Origin of the sequence: Methylovulum sp. (assembly GCF_028687615.1) — a bacterium.
Taxonomy (GTDB): Bacteria; Pseudomonadota; Gammaproteobacteria; order Methylococcales; family Methylomonadaceae; genus Methylovulum.
Map to the genome: position 1 here is coordinate 122,366 of NZ_JAQTZU010000005.1, position 21,970 is coordinate 144,335.

21 protein-coding genes are annotated in these 21,970 nt (G+C 45.2%); 10 read left to right on the plus strand and 11 right to left on the minus strand.

The features are described from left to right. Positions 1-160: 160 nt before the first annotated feature. The gene (locus PHH59_RS04450; RefSeq protein ID WP_300011849.1) at positions 161-2,281 is read right to left on the minus strand and encodes a TonB-dependent receptor; all 2,121 of its coding nucleotides are present in this window, start codon (positions 2,279-2,281) and stop codon (positions 161-163) included. Positions 2,282-2,790: 509 nt separating this feature from the next. On the opposite strand from PHH59_RS04450, the gene PHH59_RS04455 reads away from it, so the two are divergent. Further along, positions 2,791-3,000: a hypothetical protein gene (locus tag PHH59_RS04455; protein ID WP_300011852.1), complete on the plus strand. Its 210-nt coding sequence runs from the start codon at positions 2,791-2,793 to the stop codon at positions 2,998-3,000. A gap of 462 nt (positions 3,001-3,462) precedes the next feature. On the opposite strand, the gene PHH59_RS04460 is transcribed toward PHH59_RS04455, so the two are convergent. Both PHH59_RS04460 and mutY read right to left on the minus strand, forming a co-directional pair. Then, complete coding sequence (locus tag PHH59_RS04460) at positions 3,463-3,735, minus strand: oxidative damage protection protein (RefSeq protein WP_300011855.1); 273 nt, start codon at positions 3,733-3,735, stop codon at positions 3,463-3,465. A gap of 2 nt (positions 3,736-3,737) precedes the next feature. Next, positions 3,738-4,793 carry an A/G-specific adenine glycosylase gene (gene mutY, locus PHH59_RS04465; protein ID WP_300011857.1) on the minus strand — a complete coding sequence of 352 codons (1,056 nt, stop codon included), beginning with the start codon at positions 4,791-4,793 and terminating at the stop codon, positions 3,738-3,740. A 101-nt stretch (positions 4,794-4,894) separates the two neighbouring features. Between mutY and PHH59_RS04470 the strand changes: the two genes are divergently transcribed. Beyond that, positions 4,895-5,188 carry a hypothetical protein gene (locus PHH59_RS04470; protein ID WP_300011860.1) on the plus strand — a complete coding sequence of 98 codons (294 nt, stop codon included), beginning with the start codon at positions 4,895-4,897 and terminating at the stop codon, positions 5,186-5,188. 93 nt (positions 5,189-5,281) lie between these two features. Here PHH59_RS04470 and lgt read toward each other — a convergent pair whose 3' ends face one another. The 5 genes from lgt to dnaA all read right to left on the minus strand — a co-directional run bounded on the left by lgt (position 5,282) and on the right by dnaA (position 12,513). Then, complete coding sequence (lgt, locus tag PHH59_RS04475) at positions 5,282-6,064, minus strand: prolipoprotein diacylglyceryl transferase (protein ID WP_300011863.1); 783 nt, start codon at positions 6,062-6,064, stop codon at positions 5,282-5,284. Between the two features lie 2 nt (positions 6,065-6,066). Next, the gene (gyrB, locus tag PHH59_RS04480) at positions 6,067-8,481 is read right to left on the minus strand and encodes a DNA topoisomerase (ATP-hydrolyzing) subunit B (protein ID WP_300011865.1); all 2,415 of its coding nucleotides are present in this window, start codon (positions 8,479-8,481) and stop codon (positions 6,067-6,069) included. A 47-nt stretch (positions 8,482-8,528) separates the two neighbouring features. Further along, complete coding sequence (gene recF / locus PHH59_RS04485; RefSeq protein ID WP_300011869.1) at positions 8,529-9,605, minus strand: DNA replication/repair protein RecF; 1,077 nt, start codon at positions 9,603-9,605, stop codon at positions 8,529-8,531. 11 nt (positions 9,606-9,616) lie between these two features. Continuing rightward, positions 9,617-10,717, minus strand: coding sequence for a DNA polymerase III subunit beta (gene dnaN, locus PHH59_RS04490; protein WP_300011872.1), 1,101 nt, complete (start codon positions 10,715-10,717; stop codon positions 9,617-9,619). Positions 10,718-11,196: 479 nt separating this feature from the next. Continuing rightward, positions 11,197-12,513, minus strand: a complete 1,317-nt coding sequence (gene dnaA, locus PHH59_RS04495) for a chromosomal replication initiator protein DnaA (protein WP_300011875.1) — start codon at positions 12,511-12,513, stop codon at positions 11,197-11,199. Positions 12,514-12,680: 167 nt separating this feature from the next. Here dnaA and rpmH point away from each other — a divergent pair, with 167 nt between their 5' ends. The 7 genes from rpmH (at position 12,681) to PHH59_RS04530 (ending at position 17,869) form a co-directional block, all read left to right on the plus strand. Next, the gene (gene rpmH / locus PHH59_RS04500) at positions 12,681-12,815 is read left to right on the plus strand and encodes a 50S ribosomal protein L34 (protein WP_300011878.1); all 135 of its coding nucleotides are present in this window, start codon (positions 12,681-12,683) and stop codon (positions 12,813-12,815) included. Positions 12,816-12,823: 8 nt separating this feature from the next. Then, a complete protein-coding gene (gene rnpA / locus PHH59_RS04505; protein ID WP_300011881.1) occupies positions 12,824-13,189 on the plus strand; it encodes a ribonuclease P protein component in 366 nt (121 codons plus the stop codon). After that, positions 13,171-13,404 carry a membrane protein insertion efficiency factor YidD gene (gene yidD / locus PHH59_RS04510; protein WP_300011884.1) on the plus strand — a complete coding sequence of 78 codons (234 nt, stop codon included), beginning with the start codon at positions 13,171-13,173 and terminating at the stop codon, positions 13,402-13,404. The genes rnpA and yidD overlap by 19 nt, the downstream gene beginning before the upstream one ends. Beyond that, complete coding sequence (gene yidC / locus PHH59_RS04515; RefSeq protein WP_300011887.1) at positions 13,397-15,118, plus strand: membrane protein insertase YidC; 1,722 nt, start codon at positions 13,397-13,399, stop codon at positions 15,116-15,118. The genes yidD and yidC overlap by 8 nt, the downstream gene beginning before the upstream one ends. Then, positions 15,087-16,451, plus strand: a complete 1,365-nt coding sequence (gene mnmE / locus PHH59_RS04520) for a tRNA uridine-5-carboxymethylaminomethyl(34) synthesis GTPase MnmE (protein WP_300011890.1) — start codon at positions 15,087-15,089, stop codon at positions 16,449-16,451. Before yidC ends, mnmE begins: the two co-directional genes overlap by 32 nt. Before the next feature lie 47 nt (positions 16,452-16,498). Beyond that, positions 16,499-17,314, plus strand: a complete 816-nt coding sequence (gene mutM, locus PHH59_RS04525; protein WP_300011894.1) for a bifunctional DNA-formamidopyrimidine glycosylase/DNA-(apurinic or apyrimidinic site) lyase — start codon at positions 16,499-16,501, stop codon at positions 17,312-17,314. Between the two features lie 75 nt (positions 17,315-17,389). Beyond that, a complete protein-coding gene (locus PHH59_RS04530; RefSeq protein ID WP_300011897.1) occupies positions 17,390-17,869 on the plus strand; it encodes a peptidylprolyl isomerase in 480 nt (159 codons plus the stop codon). Positions 17,870-17,954: 85 nt separating this feature from the next. Here PHH59_RS04530 and PHH59_RS04535 read toward each other — a convergent pair whose 3' ends face one another. The 3 genes from PHH59_RS04535 to PHH59_RS04545 are packed head-to-tail and all read right to left on the minus strand — an operon-like array spanning position 17,955 to position 20,201. Then, on the minus strand, positions 17,955-19,019 hold the full coding sequence (locus PHH59_RS04535) for a homoserine O-succinyltransferase (protein WP_300011900.1): 1,065 nt from the start codon (positions 19,017-19,019) through the stop codon (positions 17,955-17,957). 21 nt (positions 19,020-19,040) lie between these two features. Then, the gene (locus PHH59_RS04540; RefSeq protein WP_300011903.1) at positions 19,041-19,886 is read right to left on the minus strand and encodes an ATPase; all 846 of its coding nucleotides are present in this window, start codon (positions 19,884-19,886) and stop codon (positions 19,041-19,043) included. Positions 19,887-19,901: 15 nt separating this feature from the next. After that, positions 19,902-20,201: a DUF6763 family protein gene (locus PHH59_RS04545; protein WP_300011906.1), complete on the minus strand. Its 300-nt coding sequence runs from the start codon at positions 20,199-20,201 to the stop codon at positions 19,902-19,904. Between the two features lie 418 nt (positions 20,202-20,619). Here PHH59_RS04545 and PHH59_RS04550 point away from each other — a divergent pair, with 418 nt between their 5' ends. Next, positions 20,620-21,945: a DegQ family serine endoprotease gene (locus PHH59_RS04550; protein WP_300011909.1), complete on the plus strand. Its 1,326-nt coding sequence runs from the start codon at positions 20,620-20,622 to the stop codon at positions 21,943-21,945. Positions 21,946-21,970: the final 25 nt, after the last annotated feature.

The following is a 21,970-nucleotide window of genomic DNA, read 5'->3' on the forward strand; positions in this document are numbered from 1 at the left end:
TTGCCCGTTCCCAAGCTGCTGCTTACCCTCTGGGGCATAAATGGGAACTCAGGATGGGAAGATAAGTAGGTCGGGTTAGCGACAGCGTAACCCGACGCAATTGGCATAAAAATGTCGGGTTACGCTGTCGCTAACCCGACCTACAGAATGTTATTGGTATTCAAAAACTCACCGAAGCCGTCACCCGCACCATACGCGGCTCGACCGGATGCTTGATTATCCCATCGGTACTACCGTCCGCATTCGGACCCGCCGCTTCGCCTTGTAAACGGTAGCCGTAAAAATAGGCGATATCGTTATGGGTCGATCCAAACAGATTGAACACATCTACTTCAATCTTGTAGGTTTTGTGCTGGTAACCCGTGCCGAAATTGACGATGCTAGTGTCGCCGCCCCAGGCACTGCCCGTCTCGTTCAATGGCACGTCGCCGAAATGGCGTAATCTGAGCGATCCGAAAAGCCCTGATGGCGTATTCACCACCGCGCCAACACTAATCACGCGGCCTACCGAATTGGGGATGCGATTTTCCGATGCGGGTACGCCAACAAACTGTGAGGCGGTGAAGGCAAAATCGGCATCCAAAGTCAGCCAATCGGTAGGCTTATAATAATTTGTCCATTCAACACCGTAACGTTCGGATTTGCCGGACGGCTCGGTCGTACCGCCATCGCCAACAAACACCAATTCCGATTGGCTTTCCAGCCACCAAACCGCCAACGTCGAATTCAAACCTTGCACCGCTTGGCTACGTACACCAACTTCCGCACCGCGTGAACGGACTAAGGGCGTGACCGAATTTGCCGTATCGCCCGTCGCCGGATCAATTTTTATCGTCGTGCCACGCGCATCGTTGGAATGGTAGCCGTAACCCAGATTGATGAAAAAATCGGTGTCCAACCACGGCCCGGCTATCAGGCTGAGTTTGGGGCTGGCAAGTGAGGCATCTTGGCTGCCGGAATTGGCCGCCAGCGTTTGGCTATGGACATCAAAGCTAAAAAAATCACCGCGCAAGCCCGCGATGGAGCGGAATTTTTCTAACCAATGGGTTTCGCTTTTGACATAGATACCGACGCTAGTTTCGGTAATGTCGTCTTGGCGCACAGTGTTTAACAACTGGCGTTTTTGGGTGTGGTTTAAGGCGACACCATTGATGCCGTCATGACGGATTTGGATGCCTAAGGTATTGTCCATTTCTAAACCAAACAACTTATCGTAACGGGTATGCTCACCCGTGCCGCCAACTTGGACACGGCGTTCTTTTTGCTGGATTTGGTCGCCGTGGACGGTGTCGATATAGCCTGTGAAATTGGAGTACAAGTCCAAATCACTGTACAGCGCGTAAATGCCCAGGTCATTTTTGGCGTGGGCGTTGCGGTTCCAAAAATTGCCGGATAGGCTGTAACGGCTGGTCACACCGCCGTCGCTGGCATCGCCCGTGCCGTATAAACCCATGATGCCCGCATTTATGGCTCGTTCCGGTATCTGGTTGGTGGCATTCCAGGTGTTGTGATACGCCTTACCGTTGATGGACATGCCCCAATTGTCTTGGTCTATGGTGTAACGCAACATGCCGTTGTATTTGTTGCTGGCTTCGGGTTGCTGCCAAACGCCATCATAGAAATTCACTTCCGAACCGAACAGTAAATCGCCATCACCCAGTTTGAGTGAATCCGCCAACACGCCACGGTAATAACCAAATTCACCGCCCGTAAATTTGAGCAAACCTTCGGATAGCTTGTGTATTGTGTGCATTTTGGCATAACCCGCCGCCGAAAAATCGCCCACTTCGGCGTAATACGGGCCTTTGCCGTATTCGATTTTATCCACCAGCTCAGGGATGACGCTGTTCAAATCCAAATAACCTTGCCCGTGGGTATGGCTGGGCATATTCATTGGGATACCATCAACATTGACAGAAAAATCCGTGCCGTGGTCGAGGTTAAAACCGCGTAAAAAATACTGGTTTGCCTTGCCGGAACCGCTGTGCTGGGTCGCCAAGGCACCCGGCACGACTTCCACCAATTCCCCGGTACGCGACAAAGGCCGGTGTTTGAATTCGGGCTGCCCGACCACGCCTTGCGATGCCGACGACGCAATGCCGATCAAATCGGTGGCGCGCCCTTCTATCTCGACCGTTTCCAATTGTACTGGCTCTTCTTTAGGTGCTGTATCCGGTTGCGGGTGTGCCTGAACGATGATGCAGTGCAGGCTAAGATAAACTCCGATACCAAAAACCAGTGAACAAGGTGTAATAGCCAAATCAAAGGTTATTTTTTGCATACGCGCATCTTTATAGAATTGAAATTAATAGATTATAGGAGTTGCAAAGGTTTTTTACCTTGTGGCTATCAACTCATTAACGATACGCACAAGAGGAATGTTTGGATGCAGTTTATAAGGGAATAAACATCAAAGATGCCAAAGAACCATAAAAATACCAAAAAAATCAGAATTTCTGAATTTTATCCCATACAAATAATATTCATTAATTGCCGCGTAATCAAAATACTACCAAGCCTAGTTACTAACATTTTTATTGATGTTATTTTTAATGATAACGCTATTACTTAGTCTTTTGTATATAAATCAACTTATTTTAGAAGTTGTCATAATTTTCTAACATACAAAACCATGCTAAAAAACTTGACCTAACATTATCGCTCATGATAAAAATCATCCCGTTGTTCTAGATTTATCGGACAACCGGCTCAGAAATTTTTATTTTTGAGTTGCACCCCTTAGAGGAAAGGGAAATACCAAATATTATTAACCTTAGAGAGGATTTAAAAATGACTGAAGTAAAAGAAGACAACAGCATGTGGTTTATCATTGGTGGCTGCATCATTGCGATGATAGTCGTCGTAATATTCCTGAAAGGGGAAAAATCTGAACACTTAAAAAGCGGTACTGTCGCTCAATTGCAATCAGAAACTTTTGCTAACTTAGAAAAAAGAAAAACCAGCAACAACGTTACTGAAGCCCAAAAAGCTGGAAAATAAATGACAAACCCACCGATGAGCTTAATCATCGGTGGGTTTTTTTGTGGTATTTTTGAACATTAGAACCAATCATTAAACGAACAAATTAAACAATCTTTAAATTTCATTAATGGCATATTATGGGATTGTCAAAAAATTTTAACTTTATTCCTTCATCGACTGAACATAAAAGCTATTTACTGATTAAAATATTATTAAGTTGATTATTAAAAGAAATAGCATGATATACAACTTAAATAATGCCGTACCAGGTTCTAATCGATACGACAAAAATATACTCCGAGCAATAAATTCGTCATACCCTCCATAATTTTTTTCTTCTACCTTCAGCCCGGTAGGGTGGACAAAGTTTTTTTGTCCACCATTTTTTTGCATTCAATCATTATCTTGAACTTCTGATGTAATCCTAGCAAGTTCGATTCTATACATTTACCCGTTGTTAATCAGCTTGATAAGTCAGTATCAATCTTTTGGCGGCACGTAACCAACCGGCATTTCATTATTGCCTTCAAACAAGAATTTTGTCCGCTCTTCAGCCAAAAATACCCTAGCTTTAGGATCGAAACTTGCCAATCTATTTTCATTAATCAGCATGGTTTGTTTGCTTAGCCATGCCTTCCAAGCTTCTTTAGAGATTCTTTCGTAAATTTCTTGACCCTTATCGCCGGGAAATGGCGGTGCGTCCAAACCTTCGGCTTCCATCCCCAATTTCACGCAATTTACTAATCTTGTCATGGTTATCCTCGGATATTTTGTGTGTTAAGTTGTTGCAGCAAGCTTTTTATGGGGGCTGCCAACCCTAGCCTGTCAATGTCCGCGCTGTTATACCAGAGTGATTGATTGGCTTCCATCACATTATTTGTAAGGTTTTCGATGTGGACGATGAGCGGCGTGTAATCCAGATGGTAATGCGAGAAAGTGTGGCGTTTGCTTGGCAAAATATATTGTTGGCTAATGGATAATTTACGGCTTAGGCACCAGTCTTCCGCTTCAGCAATGCTGGCAAATTCAGGCAAGCTCCATAAACCACCCCATATCCCTGTTGGAGGCCTTTTTTCCAACCAAATATGCCGGTTCGGATTGTGCAGAACTAACCAAATACTTTGTTTGACAGGTAAGGTTTTAGAGGGTTTTCGGCTGGGATAAGTCGAGGTTGTGCCGCTATTGTTAGCAATACAATAATCTGCAACCGGACAGGCCAGGCATAAAGGCTTGCTACGGGTACATAGGGTTGCCCCCAAATCCATAATCGCTTGAGTGTAGTCAGCGACGCGCTCTTTAGGTGTTAATTCCCTACTGAGAACCCATAAAGTTTTATTGAATTGTGCATATCCAGGCCAACCGGAAATGCCATAAAGACGCGTTAAAACCCGTTTGACGTTGCCATCAAGAATGGGATGGCTATCATTAAAGGCGATGCTCAAAATAGCCCCGGCTGTGGACTGGCCTATGCCCGGCAACGCCAGCAAGCCATCCAAGGTATCAGGAAAGTATCCCAATCCTGTTATTGCTTGTGCAGCTTTGTGCAAATTACGGGCACGGGCGTAATAACCCAGTCCCGCCCAGTGTTGTAGCACATCATCAATATCAGCCGCCGCCAGTTGTTCCAAATTTGGAAATTTTTTAGTGAACACTAAAAAATACGGTATTACCGTGGCTACTTGGGTTTGCTGCAACATGGTCTCCGATAACCAAACCCGATACGGATTAATGTCTTGTTGCCAAGGCAGGTTTTTACGCCCGTATTGGTCAAACCAAGTTAATAGGCGATGTTGGAATTGCGCTGGGGTCATTGGCTTTACAGGGTAATTCACATCGCTAAAAAAGGGTGCATTAATCGTTGGTTATCGAATATCATGGACTTTTGCATAACTTATTATAAACGAGGTGAAAAATGTTGTTTTTAGCTAAAGCGGGGGGGATTGCCATTCTTGTCTGGTTTTATATGACCGCCAAAAAGCATGGTCAATCACCTATAAAATGGGTGGTTATCGGTTTGATGGGTTATTGGATTGCTTGGTGGGCGGTCAAATTGACGGTACTTGCGCCTATTGTTGGAATGTTCAGTAAAAACTTTACTATGGTCTTTATCGTCACCCAGATCCCGGCTCTATGCGCTATCGCCGCCGCTTATTTTGTAAGAAAAAAACTGTTGGCAGATTTGCCGTCGAATGATGAACAAAATTGACCATAAGAGTTTAACTTATTCTAGCCCCATATAAAAAACGGCTAACATCTTTTCAAGGGATGTTAGCCGAATTTTAACAATGGCAGGTATCTTTTACGCTGGTTTTCTATAGGCAAAATACAACATTAACGCACCAATTATTATCATCGGTGTAGACAGCACCTGCCCCATCGTCAACCAATCAAACGCCAAATAGCCTAAATGGGCATCAGGCAAACGGTAGAACTCAACAAAAAAGCGGAAACAACCGTAGAAAAATATGGCCACTCCTGTTGGCGCCATAACGGGTCGCGGTTTACTGGTATAGACTTGTAAAATCAGGTACAACACCAAACCTTCCAGAAACGCTTCGTAAAGTTGCGAAGGATGACGGGCGAGGGGCCCGCCATTCGGGAAAACCATCGCCCACGGAACATCAGTCGTCCTTCCCCAGAGTTCTGAGTTGATGAAGTTGCCTATGCGCCCTGCCCCCAAACCGATGGGGGCCAAAGGAGCGATGATGTCGATGAGCTGCATCATAGTGCAGTTTTGTTTCTTCGCATAAAACCACATCGCTACAAACACGCCCAACATACCGCCATGAAAAGCCATGCCGCCTTCCCAGATTTTAAATAGCATAATCGGATCATGGATAAAATCGCTGAATTTATAAAATAAGACATAGCCTATCCTGCCACCCAAAATCACACCTAACGCGCCGTAAGTTACCAAGTCTTCAATGGCTTCAGGTTTGATCGGGGACCATGGGCGTCTGGCACTTCTTTGGCCTAAGAAATAAATGGCGACAAAGCCGAGGAGGTACATCAGACCATACCAATGGACTTTCAGCGGGCCAAGTTCAATCGCTACGGGATCAATTTGCGGGTAAGTGAGCATGATTACACATCCAGATTAGTGACATCCAAAGCATTTTTAACGATAAAGTCGCGGCGTGGTTCCACGACATCCCCCATTAGTGTAGTAAAGATTTCATCGGCGGCTATGGCGTCTTCTATCCTGACTTGCAACAAGCGGCGGTTATTGGCATCCAACGTGGTTTCCCAAAGCTGTTCGGGGTTCATCTCGCCCAGGCCTTTATAACGCTGGATATGCTGGCCTTTTTTGACTTCCCTCATCATCCAGTCAAACGCTTGCTTAAAGCTGCTGACGGCCTGTTGGCGTTCGCCCATTTTGATGTAGGAGCTATCGCCAAACATGTCCGCCGTGTCTTGTGCATACTGCGCCATTTGTTTGTAGTCTTTGCTGTTAAAGAAAGTCGAAGGCAAAACAAAGAGCTTGCTGATGCCATGCAAACGTTTGCTGATGACCGCCGAGAATTCAGTGGCATTTTTATAATCCAGTTCCACGGAAAATATCGCGGTGCCGAAACAATCATTCAATTGTTGGATTATTTTATTGAACCAATCAGCCAGTTGTTGCTGATCTTGTTTGAGTTCGTCATTGACTACGCCCATGAGGATCAGTTGTTCCAAAAACGCTTGATCGTAACGTCTGAACAAACGGTTAATGTTGCTGACAATGCTGACATAATCTTTCGCCAATTTTTCCAAACCTTGGCCTTGGATAGGCGGGACGGTTTCATCGGTGAACAGTTGCGCTTTGTCTAGCGCGAGTTGGATCAGGTATTCGTTCAACGCGGCATCGTCTTTGACATAATGTTCTTGCTTGCCTTTTTTGACTTTGTACAACGGCGGCTGGGCGATGTAGATATAGCCTTTTTCGATAATTTCCGGCAATTGACGGTAAAAAAAGGTCAGCAACAACGTACGGATGTGCGAGCCGTCAACATCGGCATCGGTCATGATGATGATGCGGTGATAGCGCAATTTGGCGAGGTTGTATTCGTCTTTGCCGATACCGCAGCCTAAGGCGGTGATTAAGGTTCCGACCTCTTCGGAAGAAATCATTTTGTCAAAACGGGCTTTTTCAACGTTAAGGATTTTACCTTTCAACGGTAAAATCGCTTGGGTGCGCCTATCCCTGCCCTGCTTTGCCGAACCGCCCGCCGAGTCCCCTTCGACTAAAAACAATTCAGATAAGGCCGGATCTTTTTCCTGACAATCGGCAAGTTTTCCAGGCAAGCCGGCTATATCCAACGTAGTTTTGCGGCGCGTCATTTCACGCGCTTTGCGGGCGGCTTCCCGGGCACGCGCCGCGTCGATAATTTTGCCGACTATCGCTTTGGCAATTTGCGGTTTTTCCAGCAAGAATTCCTGAAGCTTTTCGTTCATCGTCGATTCCACCAACGGTTTTACTTCAGATGAAACCAGTTTGTCTTTGGTTTGTGATGAGAATTTTGGATCGGGTACTTTGACTGACAAGACCGCGGTTAAGCCTTCGCGGGCATCATCACCCGTAGTGGTCACTTTTTCTTTTTTGGCCAAGCCGCTGGTTTCAATATATTGATTGACAGTACGCGTCAATGCGCCTCTAAATCCAGCCAAATGGCTACCGCCATCGCGCTGGGGAATATTATTGGTGTAACAGAATACATTTTCTTGGTAGGAATCATTCCATTGCATCGCGACTTCGACAGTCACGCCTTCCTTGTCGGCCTTAAAATAAAATACTTCAGGGAATAAAGGGATTTTATTCTTGTTCAGATGTTCGACAAACGCACTGATGCCGCCTTCAAATTCAAACACGTCTTGTTTGTCGGTGCGTTCATCTTCCAGACTTATACGGACACCAGAATTCAGGAAGGACAATTCGCGTAAGCGTTTGGCGAGAATATCGTAATGAAATTCAACATCGGTGAAAGTTTTGTTGCTGGGCTTAAAATTAATCAAAGTCCCCTTACCTGTCGTTTCCCCTACTGCCACCAGTGGCGCGACCGGCTCACCCATCAGATATTGCTGTTTATACAACTGTCCATTTTTGCGGATTTCCAGATTCAGTTCTTCTGACAAAGCATTGACAACCGAAACACCCACGCCATGCAAACCTCCAGAAACTTTGTAGGCATTATCATCAAACTTACCACCCGCATGTAAGACCGTCATAATAACTTCAGCGGCTGACCTGCCCTCTTCTTCATGTATATCGACTGGAATGCCACGCCCATCATCAGCCACTGTTACTGAACCGTTGGCATGGATTATCACCCGGACTTCCTTGCAATAACCCGCCAAAGCTTCATCTATCGAATTATCAACAACTTCAAAAACCATGTGATGCAAACCGGAACCATCATCCGTATCACCAATATACATACCTGGTCGTTTTCTTACCGCGTCCAATCCTTTTAAAACCTGAATATTGGTGCTGTCGTATTGATCGTTATTGTTACTCATGTGGTTTGTTATTTTCCTGTAGTTGCCTGAATGTTCCACATGGAACATTACATTGGTTTTATAGTGCCTTGTTCCACGTGGAACATTTTATAAATTGAAATCTTACTTAAATCGCCAAAGTCAGTTTGGGCATTTGCGGTAATAAAAACTTGGCAATTTAAGCTTGCTAAAAAACTTAGCAACTTACTGCGATTATTAGCATCTAATTCTGCGGAAAAATCGTCAATCAACACACAACCTAGATGATTTTGTTCATCAGCTAACAATTGCACTTGCCCAAGTTTTAAGCTCAATACCAATAATTTTAATTGACCACGTGAAACAAAATCTTTTGCCAGACGTTGGTTGACAAACACCTGAAAATCGCCCCGATGCGGGCCGCTGTGCGTGAAACCATAACGCAAGTCTTTGTCAAAATCTTGATCCAAAGCATCTGATAAGGTCTTAGACACATCCCAACCCGACAATAAATGAACCGCTATATTTTTAATAGCCAAAAAATCTTGGCTAATGTCAACAAAAACAGACCGTAATTTTTCAATATAACGTACCCGATAATCATGGACTATTGTACCGTAATACACGAGTTCTTTGTTCCAAACAGGTAGTTGTTCCAGTTGTTTAGTTTTTAATAAAGCGTTGCGCTGAGCCAAGGCTTTTTTAAACCGGCGCCAAACGGGCAGAAATTGTTTGTCATCATTAAAAATCCCCCAATCTAAAAACTCACGACGAGATTGCGCTCCAGAATCAAGTAGCTCATAACTTTTGGGATGGATAAGTTGTAAAGGTAACGCGTAAGCCAATTCAGACCGTTGCTGCTTAGATTCTTGATTAATGCGTATCGCCATTGTTTTACCGTCAAGTTGAATACCCAAATGGCTAATACCAGTGTCAACATGTTCTAATTGTGCTGATACAACTAGATGTTCCTGATTGAGGCTGATAACAGATTTGATAGTGGCTGAGCGAAAGGATTTCGCCCTGCCCAATATATAAATGGCTTCAAGAAGAGAACTTTTGCCACTAGCGTTATCCCCAACGATTAAGTTAATGGCGGGACACGGTTGAATAGATGCCTTTTGGATATTCCTAACATGATAAATATCCAATTTAACCAAACTCATAATAGTTAAAGTTATAAACGCATTGGCATAACGATGAATTGATAAGTACGGTCATTTTGTTCATTAATAAAACAACTGCTGGCATTGCTGGCGATTATCAATGCCGCAGTATCAGAATCTAAATTGGCGACTGCTTCCAACAAATATTGGGCATTGAAAGAAATAGACAAAGGCTCGCCGTCATAATCAATCGCCAGTCCTTCTTCCGCTTCGTCTTGCTCTGGATTATGGGTGCTGATGGTCAAGTATTCCGAAGCAATATCAAGCGTAATGCCTTTAAATTTTTCGTTTGACAAAATGGCGACCCGCGTCAAAGCATCTCGAAATAATTGTTTATCAATGCACAAAGGATTAAAAAATTCTTGTTGGAATACTTTGCTGAAATCAGGATATTTGGCATCGACCAATTTTGCAGAAAAAATCAAGTCCTTGATAAAGATTCGGATATTGTTGCTGGAAAATTCCACCTTTAATTCTGCTTCGGCATCATCTAATAACCGGTTTAATTCCAAAACACCTTTTCTTGGCAAGATGATCCGTGCTTCGAATCCTGTTGCCTGTTCAAGATAATCCTCGTACACGGCTAAACGATGTCCATCAGAAGCCACTAATTTAAGCTTACTATTTGAAATATTCATCAATAGGCCATTCAAGTAGTAACGCACGTCTTGATTAGCCATACAAAACATCGTCTTATCCAAAGCTTTTTTAAATTGTCCTGCATTGATAAAAAAATGATTTTCCAAAGCTGATTCAGAAAATTCTGGGTAATTATCGGCGGGTAAGGTGCTTAAGGAAAAACGGCTGCGCTGTGAAGATATTTTAATTTTATCGCCTTCTTGTTCGAATTTGATTTCCGCACCTTTGGGTAATAAGCGGCAAATATCTAAAAATTTTCTGGCCGGAATGGTAATAGATCCAGAATCGGATGGTTCGATAGCTATTTTGGCAATGATTTGAATTTCCAAATCAGTACCAGTCATAACTAATTGCCCATCATCAATCACCATTAAAACATTCGCAAGAATAGGCAAAGTCTGGCGTTTTTCTATAACGCTGACAATTTGCTGTAAAGGTGTTAGTAAAACTTCTCTATTAATAATGAATTTCATATTTTTACATTTATTAGTATTAGTGGAGGTAAAAACTGTTGATAACTTAATATTAACTTATTTATTCAATGAGTTAAATGTGTATAACAAAGTCGGTTAAAGCCTTTGGCGATTGTGGATAAGTTTTCGTCGCAAAAAATTGAATAGTTACGCACAAGTTTATCCCAAAGAAACCGGGATTCTATCCCCATACTTATCCACAGCTTGGCAGATCAATTTTTGAGCGGTTTAAAACATAAAATTAATCATCAAGGACTAATAAAAATTAAGAAAAGTATTAAAAGCTTCTTATTATTAGCTAGCCAATAATCTGGTATAAGACAATTTTTTACTTTTAAAACAATAAATTAAATAACAATTAAAGATGTTGGTAAATTGTGGGCAAATTGTGGATAAGTGCTTAGCTCTATTTTCCCCTAAAGTTATCCACAGAAATGACTACAAGAATAGTTGGGTTTACACACAATGTTATCCCCAGCTTAATGGGATAAGGTGCGTAATAAATTGGCATAATCTTCTGCCATTTTATGATCTGATTCTTTTAGTTCGGTAATACGTTTGCAGGCATTGATGACAGTTGTGTGGTCACGTCCTCCAAAAGCACTACCTATTTCGGGATAGCTATGTGAAGTCAATTCCCGCGCTAGACACATGGCAACTTGTCGGGGTCGTGTGATAGTTTGCTTGCGGTTTTTAGAGGCCAAATCAGAGATGCGGATTTTGTAATATTCCGCCACGGTCTTTTGGATATTATCAATATTGATTAATTTGTCCTGCAAAGAAATTAAGTCATGCAGGGCTTCTTTAGTGAATTCCGTGGTAATCTCACGTCCGGTAAATTGGGCGTTGGCTATCACACGTCGTAAGGCGCCTTCCAAATCCCGAACGTTAGACGGGATTCGTTTAGCGATGAAAAAAGCCACTTCCTGCGCGAGGTCAACACCGGCCAATTGTCCTTTTTTCATTAGGATTGCGGCCCGGGTTTCCATATCCGGGGGTTCTATTGAAACGGGCAACCCCCAGCCAAAACGTGATTTTAAACGGTCTTCAAGACCCACAATTTCTTTGGGATATTTGTCGCAAGTCAAAACAACTTGATGTTTCTTTTCCAGTAACGTATTGAAAGTATGGAAAAATTCTTCTTGAGAACGCTCTTTCCCGGCAAAAAACTGAATATCGTCGATAAGCAACACATCAATGGCGCGATAAAATTGCTTAAAGGCGTCTATCGAATTTTGTTGCAAAGCTTTTACCATGTCCTGGACAAATTTTTCTGAATGCAGGTAAATGATATTAGCAGAGGGATTTTTTTGTGCGGCAGCATTGCCGATAGCATGCATCAGATGTGTTTTACCTAAACCGGAACTGCCGTAAATCAACAATGGGTTATAGGCTTTGCCGCTATTTTCAGAAACTTGGATAGATGCAGCACGTGCCAGTTGGTTAGATTTACCTTCGACGAAGTTTTCAAAGGTAAACGTTTTGTTAAGAAAAGTCAGGTTGGCTTTTTTAGTTTCGGTCGGTTTGGCAAATTTGGTAAAGACAGATGTTGCCGATTTTTTTGAGCCAATTTCTAAATTTAGAACTAAAGCGCCATTTGAAAATTCATGGATGGTTTCTTCAATTTTGGTAAAGTGATGTTGTTTGACCCAGTCCAACACAAAACGGTTGGGAGCGAGCAAAGTGATATGCCCGTCAGTTTCGACAGCCTGTAGGGGACGTATCCAGGTGCTGAAATCGGCATTGGCGATTTCATTTTCAAGTTTAGCAAGGCAGTTGTCCCAAATTGAACTCATTGAAGTAGATAAGATATTGATTTGTGAGAGAAGAGAAAAAGGGCTTTTGCCACTTAATAGTAATAAAACAAGTCGTTACAGAATTGACAGACTAAGCGGTTTATTCTATCATCCAACGTCTTTTTTATCCGTTTTTGATAACACCATCCGAGTAGGCTTGAGCAACAATGAAAAGAACATACCAACCCAGCAAAATCAAACGCGTCAGAACCCACGGTTTCCGTACCAGAATGGCGACAGTCGGTGGCCGCAAAGTGTTGAATGCACGCAGAGCCAAAGGTCGTCACAAATTGACAGTTTAGACTTTGGTTTGACGGACAATGATTTTGGTTTCCCTCCGCAGTGCCGCTTAAAAAAGCCTGCTGAATATAAAAAAGTTTTTGCTAAACCTGTAAAGTCCAGCGACCAGTATTTTACCTTATTGGCGATAAAAAATGATTTGGATCATCCACGGCTAGGTTTGGCGATTGCTAAAAAAAATATCAAAAAAGCTGTACACAGAAATATCATTAAACGCACTGTTCGGGAAAATTTTCGGCTTCAGCAACATTTAGGAAATATCGATATTGTTGTTTTAGCCCGCAAGGAAGCCGTCGATGCCCCGCTGGAACTATTAAGAAAGTCATTGGAAAAACACTGGCTGAAGTTGGTAACCCGATGCGCTTCATATTCATAGCAATAATAAAGTTTTACCGATACTTTATCAGCCCTTTGCTTGGCTCTAATTGCCGTTTTTATCCAAGCTGTTCCCAATATTCCTTAGAAGCGTTTCAGCGCCATGGCGCCGCCATTGGTTGCTATCTCACCCTCAAAAGATTATTAAAATGCCACCCCTTCCATGAAGGGGGCATTGATCCCGTTCCAGATAAATTGAGAAACAAGAATGGATAATTTAAGATTTATATTAGTTGTCACGTTTGCGATGCTAGTGGTATTGCTGATGCAAGCTTGGCAAATTGATTATGGCCCCAAACCAGAAGTTTCCGCAATCACCACGGCTAAGCAAGAAACCATAAAAGAAGATTTACCTTCCTCGTCAACTACATCAACCACCAGTGCCGCCCCAATTAGCCCCGTTGCCATCTACACGCAATCCTCCAAAAAAATAATAAGAATTAAAACGGATGTCATCGATCTTGGAATTGATTTACAGGGAGGCACTATCGTCAATTTGGATTTGCTCCAATACCCTGTGGAACGCGACAACACCATAGTCAACCAAGCACGTAGCCTGATTGGTTTGTCAGTTTCCGAAAAAAACCATGCCCCCGTTAGATTGTTCAATAACCTCCCAGAAAAATTGTTTGTGGCCCAAAGCGGCTTGATTGCCGACAATGGCTCTGGAGCCATTGCCAACCATTACACGATCTTCAATAGTTTACAAGACAGTTACACTTTATCTGCTGGGCAAGATAGCCTGACCGTTCCCTTGACTTGGACGGATAATGAAGGAATTACGGTCACCAAATCATACACCTTTAAGCGAGGCAGTTACGAAATCGCCTTAAACCAGCATATTGAAAACGCCTCTGGCAATGCACTGGTTATCGGTCAATACAGCCAATTGTTACGCGTGCCTGACCATAGTGACAAAGGCAATATGCTGATGGGCGGAATGCGTGCTTACAATGGTGGCGTGGTTTACACAGAAAAAGATAAATATCAAAAAATCAGCTTTGATGACATGGTTGATACCAACTTGAATGTTGTCACTAAAGGTGGCTGGTCAGCGATGATCCAACACTATTTTGCCTCCGCATGGATTCCACCGGCAGACCAAGAAAACCATTTTTATACCAAAAAGCTTCAAAATGAAACCTATGTGATTGGTTCGTACTCGCCTATGGTGACAGTGGAAGGCAACACCTCCGCTGATTTCAATTCCCAACTTTTTGCTGGCCCGAAAGTACAGCCTGTCATGGAAAAAGTCGCCAAGGGATTGGAATTGACGGTTGATTACAGCGTTTTGACATTCATTGGTAAACCTATTTACTGGTTATTGAACCAAATCCACAACCTAACGGGCAATTGGGGATTGGCGATTATCGGCGTGACTTTGTGCATCAAATTGTTGTTCTTTCCGCTATCGCAAGCCAGTTTTAAATCGATGGCAAAAATGCGCAAAATCCAACCGCGCCTGAAAGAATTGCAAGAACGATTTAAAGATGACCGCCAACGCTTCAATACTGAAATGATGGCCTTGTACAAAAAGGAAAAAGCCAACCCTCTGGGCGGCTGTTTTCCCGTTTTGGTGCAAATACCGGTTTTTATGTGTTTATATTGGGTGTTGAGTGAAACGGTTGAATTCCGTCAAACCCCGTTCATGTTATGGATACAGGATTTGTCAGTTGAAGACCCGTTCTATATCTTGCCGATTATCATGGGCGTCACGATGAAAATCCAGCAAAGCCTGAATCCAGTGCCGATAGATCCTATCCAAGCCAAGGTCATGAAGATGTTCCCGTTGGTTTTCACGGTTTTCTTCCTGTTTTTCCCGGCCGGATTAGTTTTGTACTGGGTGGTCAATAATACCTTGTCGATTATTCAGCAATGGTATATCACCAAACAAATCAATGCGGAAGGCACTGTTCATATTGGGCATTGATAACTCCGACACCATAGCCGCCATTGCGACACCGCCAGGCAATGGCGGTGTCGGCATTATCCGCATCTCAGGCAAAACCGCTCCCGACATCGCCAAACAGTTGTTTGGCAAAATCCCCGTTCCGCGCTACGCCACTTACTGCGCCTTCCAGGATGCCGGTGGTGAGATTATCGATTCCGGCATCAGTCTATATTTTCCCGCCCCTGCCTCTTATACCGGCGAAGACATCCTCGAATTACAAGGCCACGGCGGTGCAGTCGTGTTGGACATGCTGTTGCGGCGCGTCCTCGCACTAGGTGCACGATTGGCAAGGCCCGGTGAATTCACTGAACGCGCGTTTTTAAACAACAAACTCGATCTGGCGCAAGCCGAAGCCGTTGCCGATTTGATTGCCAGCAGCACCGAACAATCGGTGCGTTCGGCGCAAAAATCCATGCAAGGCGTATTTTCTGCACAGATTAAGGAACTGGTTGAAGAACTTACGGAATTGCGGATTTATGTCGAAGCGGCGATAGACTTTGTCGATGAAGAAATCGACTTTTTGAGTGATGGGGTCGTTGAAAAACGCCTGGTCGAATTACTGGAGCGTATTGCCCGGATCCAAAAAACCGCCCGCCAAGGCCGTTTGCTACGCGATGGCATGACCATCGTCTTGGCAGGCAAACCCAATGCCGGAAAATCCAGTTTGCTCAATGCCCTAGCCGGACATGAGGCCGCCATCGTCACCGACATAGCCGGCACCACCCGTGACGTGTTGCGCGAACGTATCCAACTGGACGGAATGCCCTTGCATATCATCGACACTGCCGGACTGCGTGACAGTGACAATCCCGTCGAACAAGAAGGCATCCGCCGCGCCCGTGAAGAAATCCACAAAGCGGATAAAATCCTGCTGTTGATAGATGCAAACGACCCTGATGAAAGCCTGTTGGCCACCCTGCCCCAACAGTCTGACGTCACCCGCGTCTACAACAAAATTGACTTGTTAAATCTTCCTCCTGCCCTGCGCCAAACTGATCAAGGCTGCACGATCCACTTGTCCATCAAAACGTGGGCGGGCATGGATTTGTTGTTACACCATCTTAAAGACAGCGTGGGCTTCAACGAAGCCACCGACAATGTTTTCATCGCCCGCCGCCGCCACCTAGAAGCTTTGGCCCACGCCCACGAAGCCGTCGAAACCGCCTTAAACCAATTGCAAATCAACCAAGCCGGTGAACTGGCCGCTGAGGATTTACGGATAGCCCAACAAAGTTTGGCGGAAATAACAGGGGAATTTACTTCCGATGATTTATTAGGAAGGATTTTTTCCAGTTTTTGTATTGGAAAGTAAAACCAATTCAAATACTTGACAACAGAAAGTAAGATGCCACCCTGACCATGCCCGAACTTCCCGAAGTTGAAACCACCTGCCGTGGCATTGCGCCGCATATCCAAGGCCAAACCATCACCCAGGTGCAAGTGCGTGACGCAAGATTGCGTTGGCCTGTGCCGGATAATCTTTCTGTAATATTGACCGGATTGACGGTTGAGTCGGTGACTAGGCGCGGCAAATATTTGCTGTTAAATACAAGGGCAGGGACGTTGTTGGTGCATTTGGGCATGTCGGGCAGCTTGCGTATCGTGACATCGGCGCAGAATTCTGGCAAACACGACCATATTGATCTGGTGTTTGGCGATGCTTGCGTATTGCGCTTTAACGATCCACGCCGCTTTGGGGCGATGCTGTGGACGGATAAACCAACAGAAGAGCATCCGTTGTTGAAAAGTTTGGGACCTGAACCCTTGTTGGCGGATTTCACCGGCGAGTTGCTCCATCACAAATCCAGACAGCGTAAAGTGCCGGTGAAATCATTCATCATGGACAGCCATATCGTTGTCGGTGTCGGTAACATTTATGCCAATGAAGCCTTGTTTATGGCGGGCATTTTGCCAACGCGCAGGGCAGGAGCCATTGCTTTGTCGCGGTATGAAAAATTGGCCGGGTGTATCAGGCGGGTGTTGCAAGACGCGATAGGGCAGGGCGGTACAACTTTGCGCAATTTTGTTAATGAAGATGGTAAACCTGGCTATTTTAAACAACAACTTAGGGTGTATGGACGCGTCGGTTTGCCCTGTGTGGCGTGTGGGCAGACGCTGGTTGAAGTAAGGCTGGGGAACCGTACTACGGTGTTCTGCCGGAATTGTCAGCGGTGAGTGTAGTTTTTTCAGACAAAAGCGTTACAAATCTATATGATATGCCGCTTTTTAATGACCAAAGTAGGTTTTATCATGCAAGTTGCTGACAATATGGCTGTTTCCATCCACTATACCTTGACCAATGATGAGGGCGAAGTCATTGACAGTTCGGCGGGCGGTGAACCGTTAGTTTATTTACACGGTGGTGGCAATATTATTTCCGGCCTTGAGCAAGCTTTGCATGGCAAAGCGGTGGGCGAAAAATTCAATGTCCGTATTGATGCCGAGAATGCTTACGGTGAATTTATGGAGGATCGCGTCCAAGTCATTTCACGGGCGATGTTTGAAGGGATTGACGAGATTGAAGTCGGTATGCAGTTTCACGCCGATGTCAGCGACGGCCCTAGTGTAGTCACGGTGGTGAGTGTTGAGGGCGATGAGATTACCATAGACGGCAACCATCCGTTGGCGGGCTTGGCGTTGACGTTTGATGTCGAGGTGATGGAAATGCGTCCTGCCTCGCATGAAGAAATGGCGCATGGTCATATTCATGGTGCGGGTTGCGACCATTGATCCGGTAGGCCGGGATGAATCCGTTCGGGCGTTAGCAAGAACGGATGTTTCTGGTGTAACAGTAAACCCAATCTTAGAACGTGTTTTAAAAGCCCAGCGGATTATCAGGATCAACCCCTTCCATGAACGGCAAGCGGCGGTCCTGGTCGGTCAGTTGGTAGATTTTCCCCAGCCAGTTATTGAACACGGCTTTTGCCGTATCCCGCCAGGTATTGTCTAAATGCTCAAGCACCAGATGTTCAGGAAACTTTTGTAGGGTTTGGTCGGTTTGCCGGACGGTACGGACATGTTGTTCGTATTCGCCAAGAATGGCGCGTACCACTTTGTTGAAATAATTTTCCGGAAACGGTGGATAGTCGTCAAGTTCACCACGGTAAAAGCGCATCACTTCACGTTTGTATTCTTTTAACAGGCTGATGTCGTCGTATTCGGGATGCCCCTGAAAAAACACGGTGCGGAAACCGTCTTCGCTGACCGCCAAATGCACCCCGGCTTTCGCGCTTGCCGCCAATACCTTAAGCCCTTTGGCTTCCATATCGGATTGAAAAATCTCATTGAAACGCGAATGCGGCACGTCAAAGCGGGTGTTGATTTCGGCAACCAAAGGATGGTTGCGGTCAATCACTTTGTGTGCAAATACGCCCCAACGTTTGGCAGGCAGGCGGGTCCGGGCTATGCCGTAGCGGTATTCGATGACGGCATGGGTAGCCAGGCACGAACACAGCACCGAGGCGACATTTTCCCGCGCCCATGAAAACACTTCAGTCAAAGGGAGCCAAAAATCCTCTTCCGGCAAACTCGCCCGCGTGACATTGGCACCGCTGATAATCAGTGCGTCCAAGCCATCTTGCTTGATTTTCTCAAAAGACTCGTAGTATTTGTCGATATGGGCCTGGGCTTCCGGGCTACGTTTCAAACCTTCAATCGTGAACGGGTGGATATGGAATTGCACGATCTGGTTACAAGCGCCTACTAAACGGAAGAATTGCCGCTCCGTTGCTTCCAGGGCAGAATCCGGCATCATATTGAGCAAGCCGATGTGCATCTCGCGTATGTCTTGATGTTTGGCGCGTTCGGCATCAACGATTTCTTCGCCTTCTTCGCGTAGCCGTTGAAAAGTGGGTAGATCAGTGTGGGCAACTAGGGGCATATCAGCGGTACTCGTTTTTTCTTACTGTTGTCCGGCAATCGCGTCGGCAACCAGCCGGATAAAATCGTCTTCGGTTTTGACCGTGTTGACATCGTTGGCATCGACGGTATAGCCATAGTTTTCCGCGATGGCTTCATAACGCGGCAACCTGGATTTAAACAATTCGGGGAACACCCAAGAAACAAATTCGTCAGGCGGCATTTCATTCGTGCTTGGATAATGTCTCAACGCCAAGAACTCAGCCAGTTTTTCGTCCAAAAAAGCCTCACGGTAGTAAAGTGGTTTCGGGTCGGTTTTAGCGCGTTCAATGATGGTTTGCTCCAGGCTGGGCGGGATTTTGATATAGATTATCAAGGTATGTTTCGCCAGCGTTTCCAATACTTCGGGGCTGTCCAATTCACAAACGCTGCCGCCGGCATCATTGATGAAATGCTTGTAGCCGTAAATATCTTCGGCTTTGTGGATAAACTCCGGCACATCGTTCATGGCAGAGATTTCTGCTTTATGATGCAGTTTTTGGCGGCGTTTGAATTCCGCCAAAGACAAGCCGCCCAATTCCGGGTCGCCCAGTTTGCCGAGGAAACTCGACACCGCCGCCAGATTGTCGACAGTGATTTTGCTGTTCATATAAATGGAATCGGACAGCAGCAATTCGCGCAAAAACGGTACGCTCATGGCATGGCGTTTGATATTGTCGAGTATCGGTTCTTCCAGATATTTGGTGCCGATCCGGTAATCGCCGGAATAATGGAACCATTTGGCTTTCGGCAGTTTGTTGGCTAGCGTGGTTTTACCTGCACCGGACATCGCCAACAAGGTGATGCTTTTCGATTGCCAGTCCAGGAATTCCTGTGGAAGCATTTTCATCTGAGCGTTTCCCCATTAATCCAGATAGTCGTCAATGTCCATGTCTTCGGGGTTGGGCCTGTGTTCATCCGTGTCCGAATAGCCCAGGTCGTCGGTTTCGATATCGTCGAACGGTGCGCTCCAGTCTTCCGGGTCTTCGATGTAATCAAAGGTTGAGTTATACCAGCTTTCGTGATCATATTCGCCTATGTCGCCGTTAAGATATTGCACTTCAATGGAGTCGTCAGTGTCTTCGATAGTGACGACCTTAAATTTAAGATTGTTTTCCAGGTCTTTGTACCAACTACCAATAATGGGGTCTGCTACGGTGGTCATGTCTATTGCCTCAAGGTATTGTTAGGTTGCTGCCATTTCGGATTCAAAACGGCGATAACAATATTATGAGTATGGCTAAAGAAATTACCAACAGATTTTCGTTTGGCTTTGTATGTGTGTCCCATTCAATAAGTTATTAATCGTTTCATCAGTGCTTGCCGAAATGATTTGAGTGAGGATTTGCACAGCTTTTGTGCAAGCGCTGATGAAACGATTACTATGCTTGCCGTATGGGGCCTATAAAAAAACCCGGTTGGTTTTAAAACCTGCCGGGTCTTTTATGTGTTAAGTTAAAAGGCCAGTTTAGCACCGCTCTTGTATTAAACATTTTTGAACCTATATTGTCTATCAGGCTTGTTTAATTATCCGACACACTTGGGACGTTAACTGTATGAAATCACGATTGTTATTATTAGCCATGCTACCCCTTTACCTGGGTTTGTCTTCAGCGGGCCATTCGGCCTTGCCGTTGTATGCCGAAGGCCAGGCCCTGCCATCACTGGCGCCCATGCTGGAACGCAGTATGCCGGCGGTGGTGAACATTTCCACATCAACGAATATCGAAATCAGCGACAACCCCCTATTGCAAGATCCGTTCTTCCGGCATTTTTACAATCTGCCCAACCAACCGCGCCGCCAGCAGCAGAAAAACAGCCTAGGCTCGGGTGTGATTATCGACAGTAGCCAAGGATTGGTGCTGACCAATAACCATGTGATCGATAAGGCCGACAAAATCACTGTCACGCTCAACGATGGACGGCAATTGAACGCCGAATTGGTCGGCACTGATCCCGAAGCCGATGTGGCGATTATCCGCATTTCTGCCGATCATTTGACGCAATTGGCGATTGCCGATTCCAGCCAGCTCAAGGTCGGTGATTTTGTGGTCGCCATCGGCAATCCGTTTGGTTTGGGGCAGACCGTCACCTCCGGCATTATCAGCGCGTTAGGGCGTTCCGGTTTGGGTATTGAAGGTTATGAAGATTTTATCCAGACTGACGCCTCGATTAACCCAGGCAATTCTGGAGGCGCACTGGTCAACTTGCGTGGCGAATTCGTCGGCATGAACACCGCTATCCTTGCCCCTACGGGCGGCAATGTCGGTATCGGTTTTGCGATTCCTGCCAATATGGTGATGTCGATCAAAGAATCTTTGGTCAAGCACGGCGAAGTGCGGCGTGGTTTGTTGGGTGTGACAACACAGGATTTGACACCGGAACTGGTCAATGCGTTTAGCCTGAAAAACAAACATGGAGCGGTAATCAGCCGTATTGAAAGCAACTCGCCTGCCGAAAAAGCCGGTTTGGAGCCAGGTGATATTATCGTCACTGCCAATGGACATTCTGTTAAAGACAGCCACGACATCCGTAATATCATCGGCTTGATGCAAATCGGCGATAATGTCGATATTGAGTATTTTCACGGCAATGATAAAAAACGTACCACGGCGACGATAGGCAAACCGGAGCATCCGCAATTGGCGGGTGAAAAACTGCACCGTAAATTGCGTGGTACGATATTAAGCTCCACCGATAGGAACCAAATAGAAGGCGTGTTGATTGAAAAAATCGACACGGCTTCCGAAGTCTGGCGGATAGGTTTGCGTCCTGGAGACGTGATAGTTTCAGCTAACCGCTACCGCATCCGTAATCTGGATGAGCTGAAACAAGTGGTCAATCCGGGTGGGGCGTTGCTGATAAATATCCAACGTGGGCAGGAAGGGTTTTTTGTTGTGTTACAGTAAGCGTATTATTGGCAAGTAGATGTAG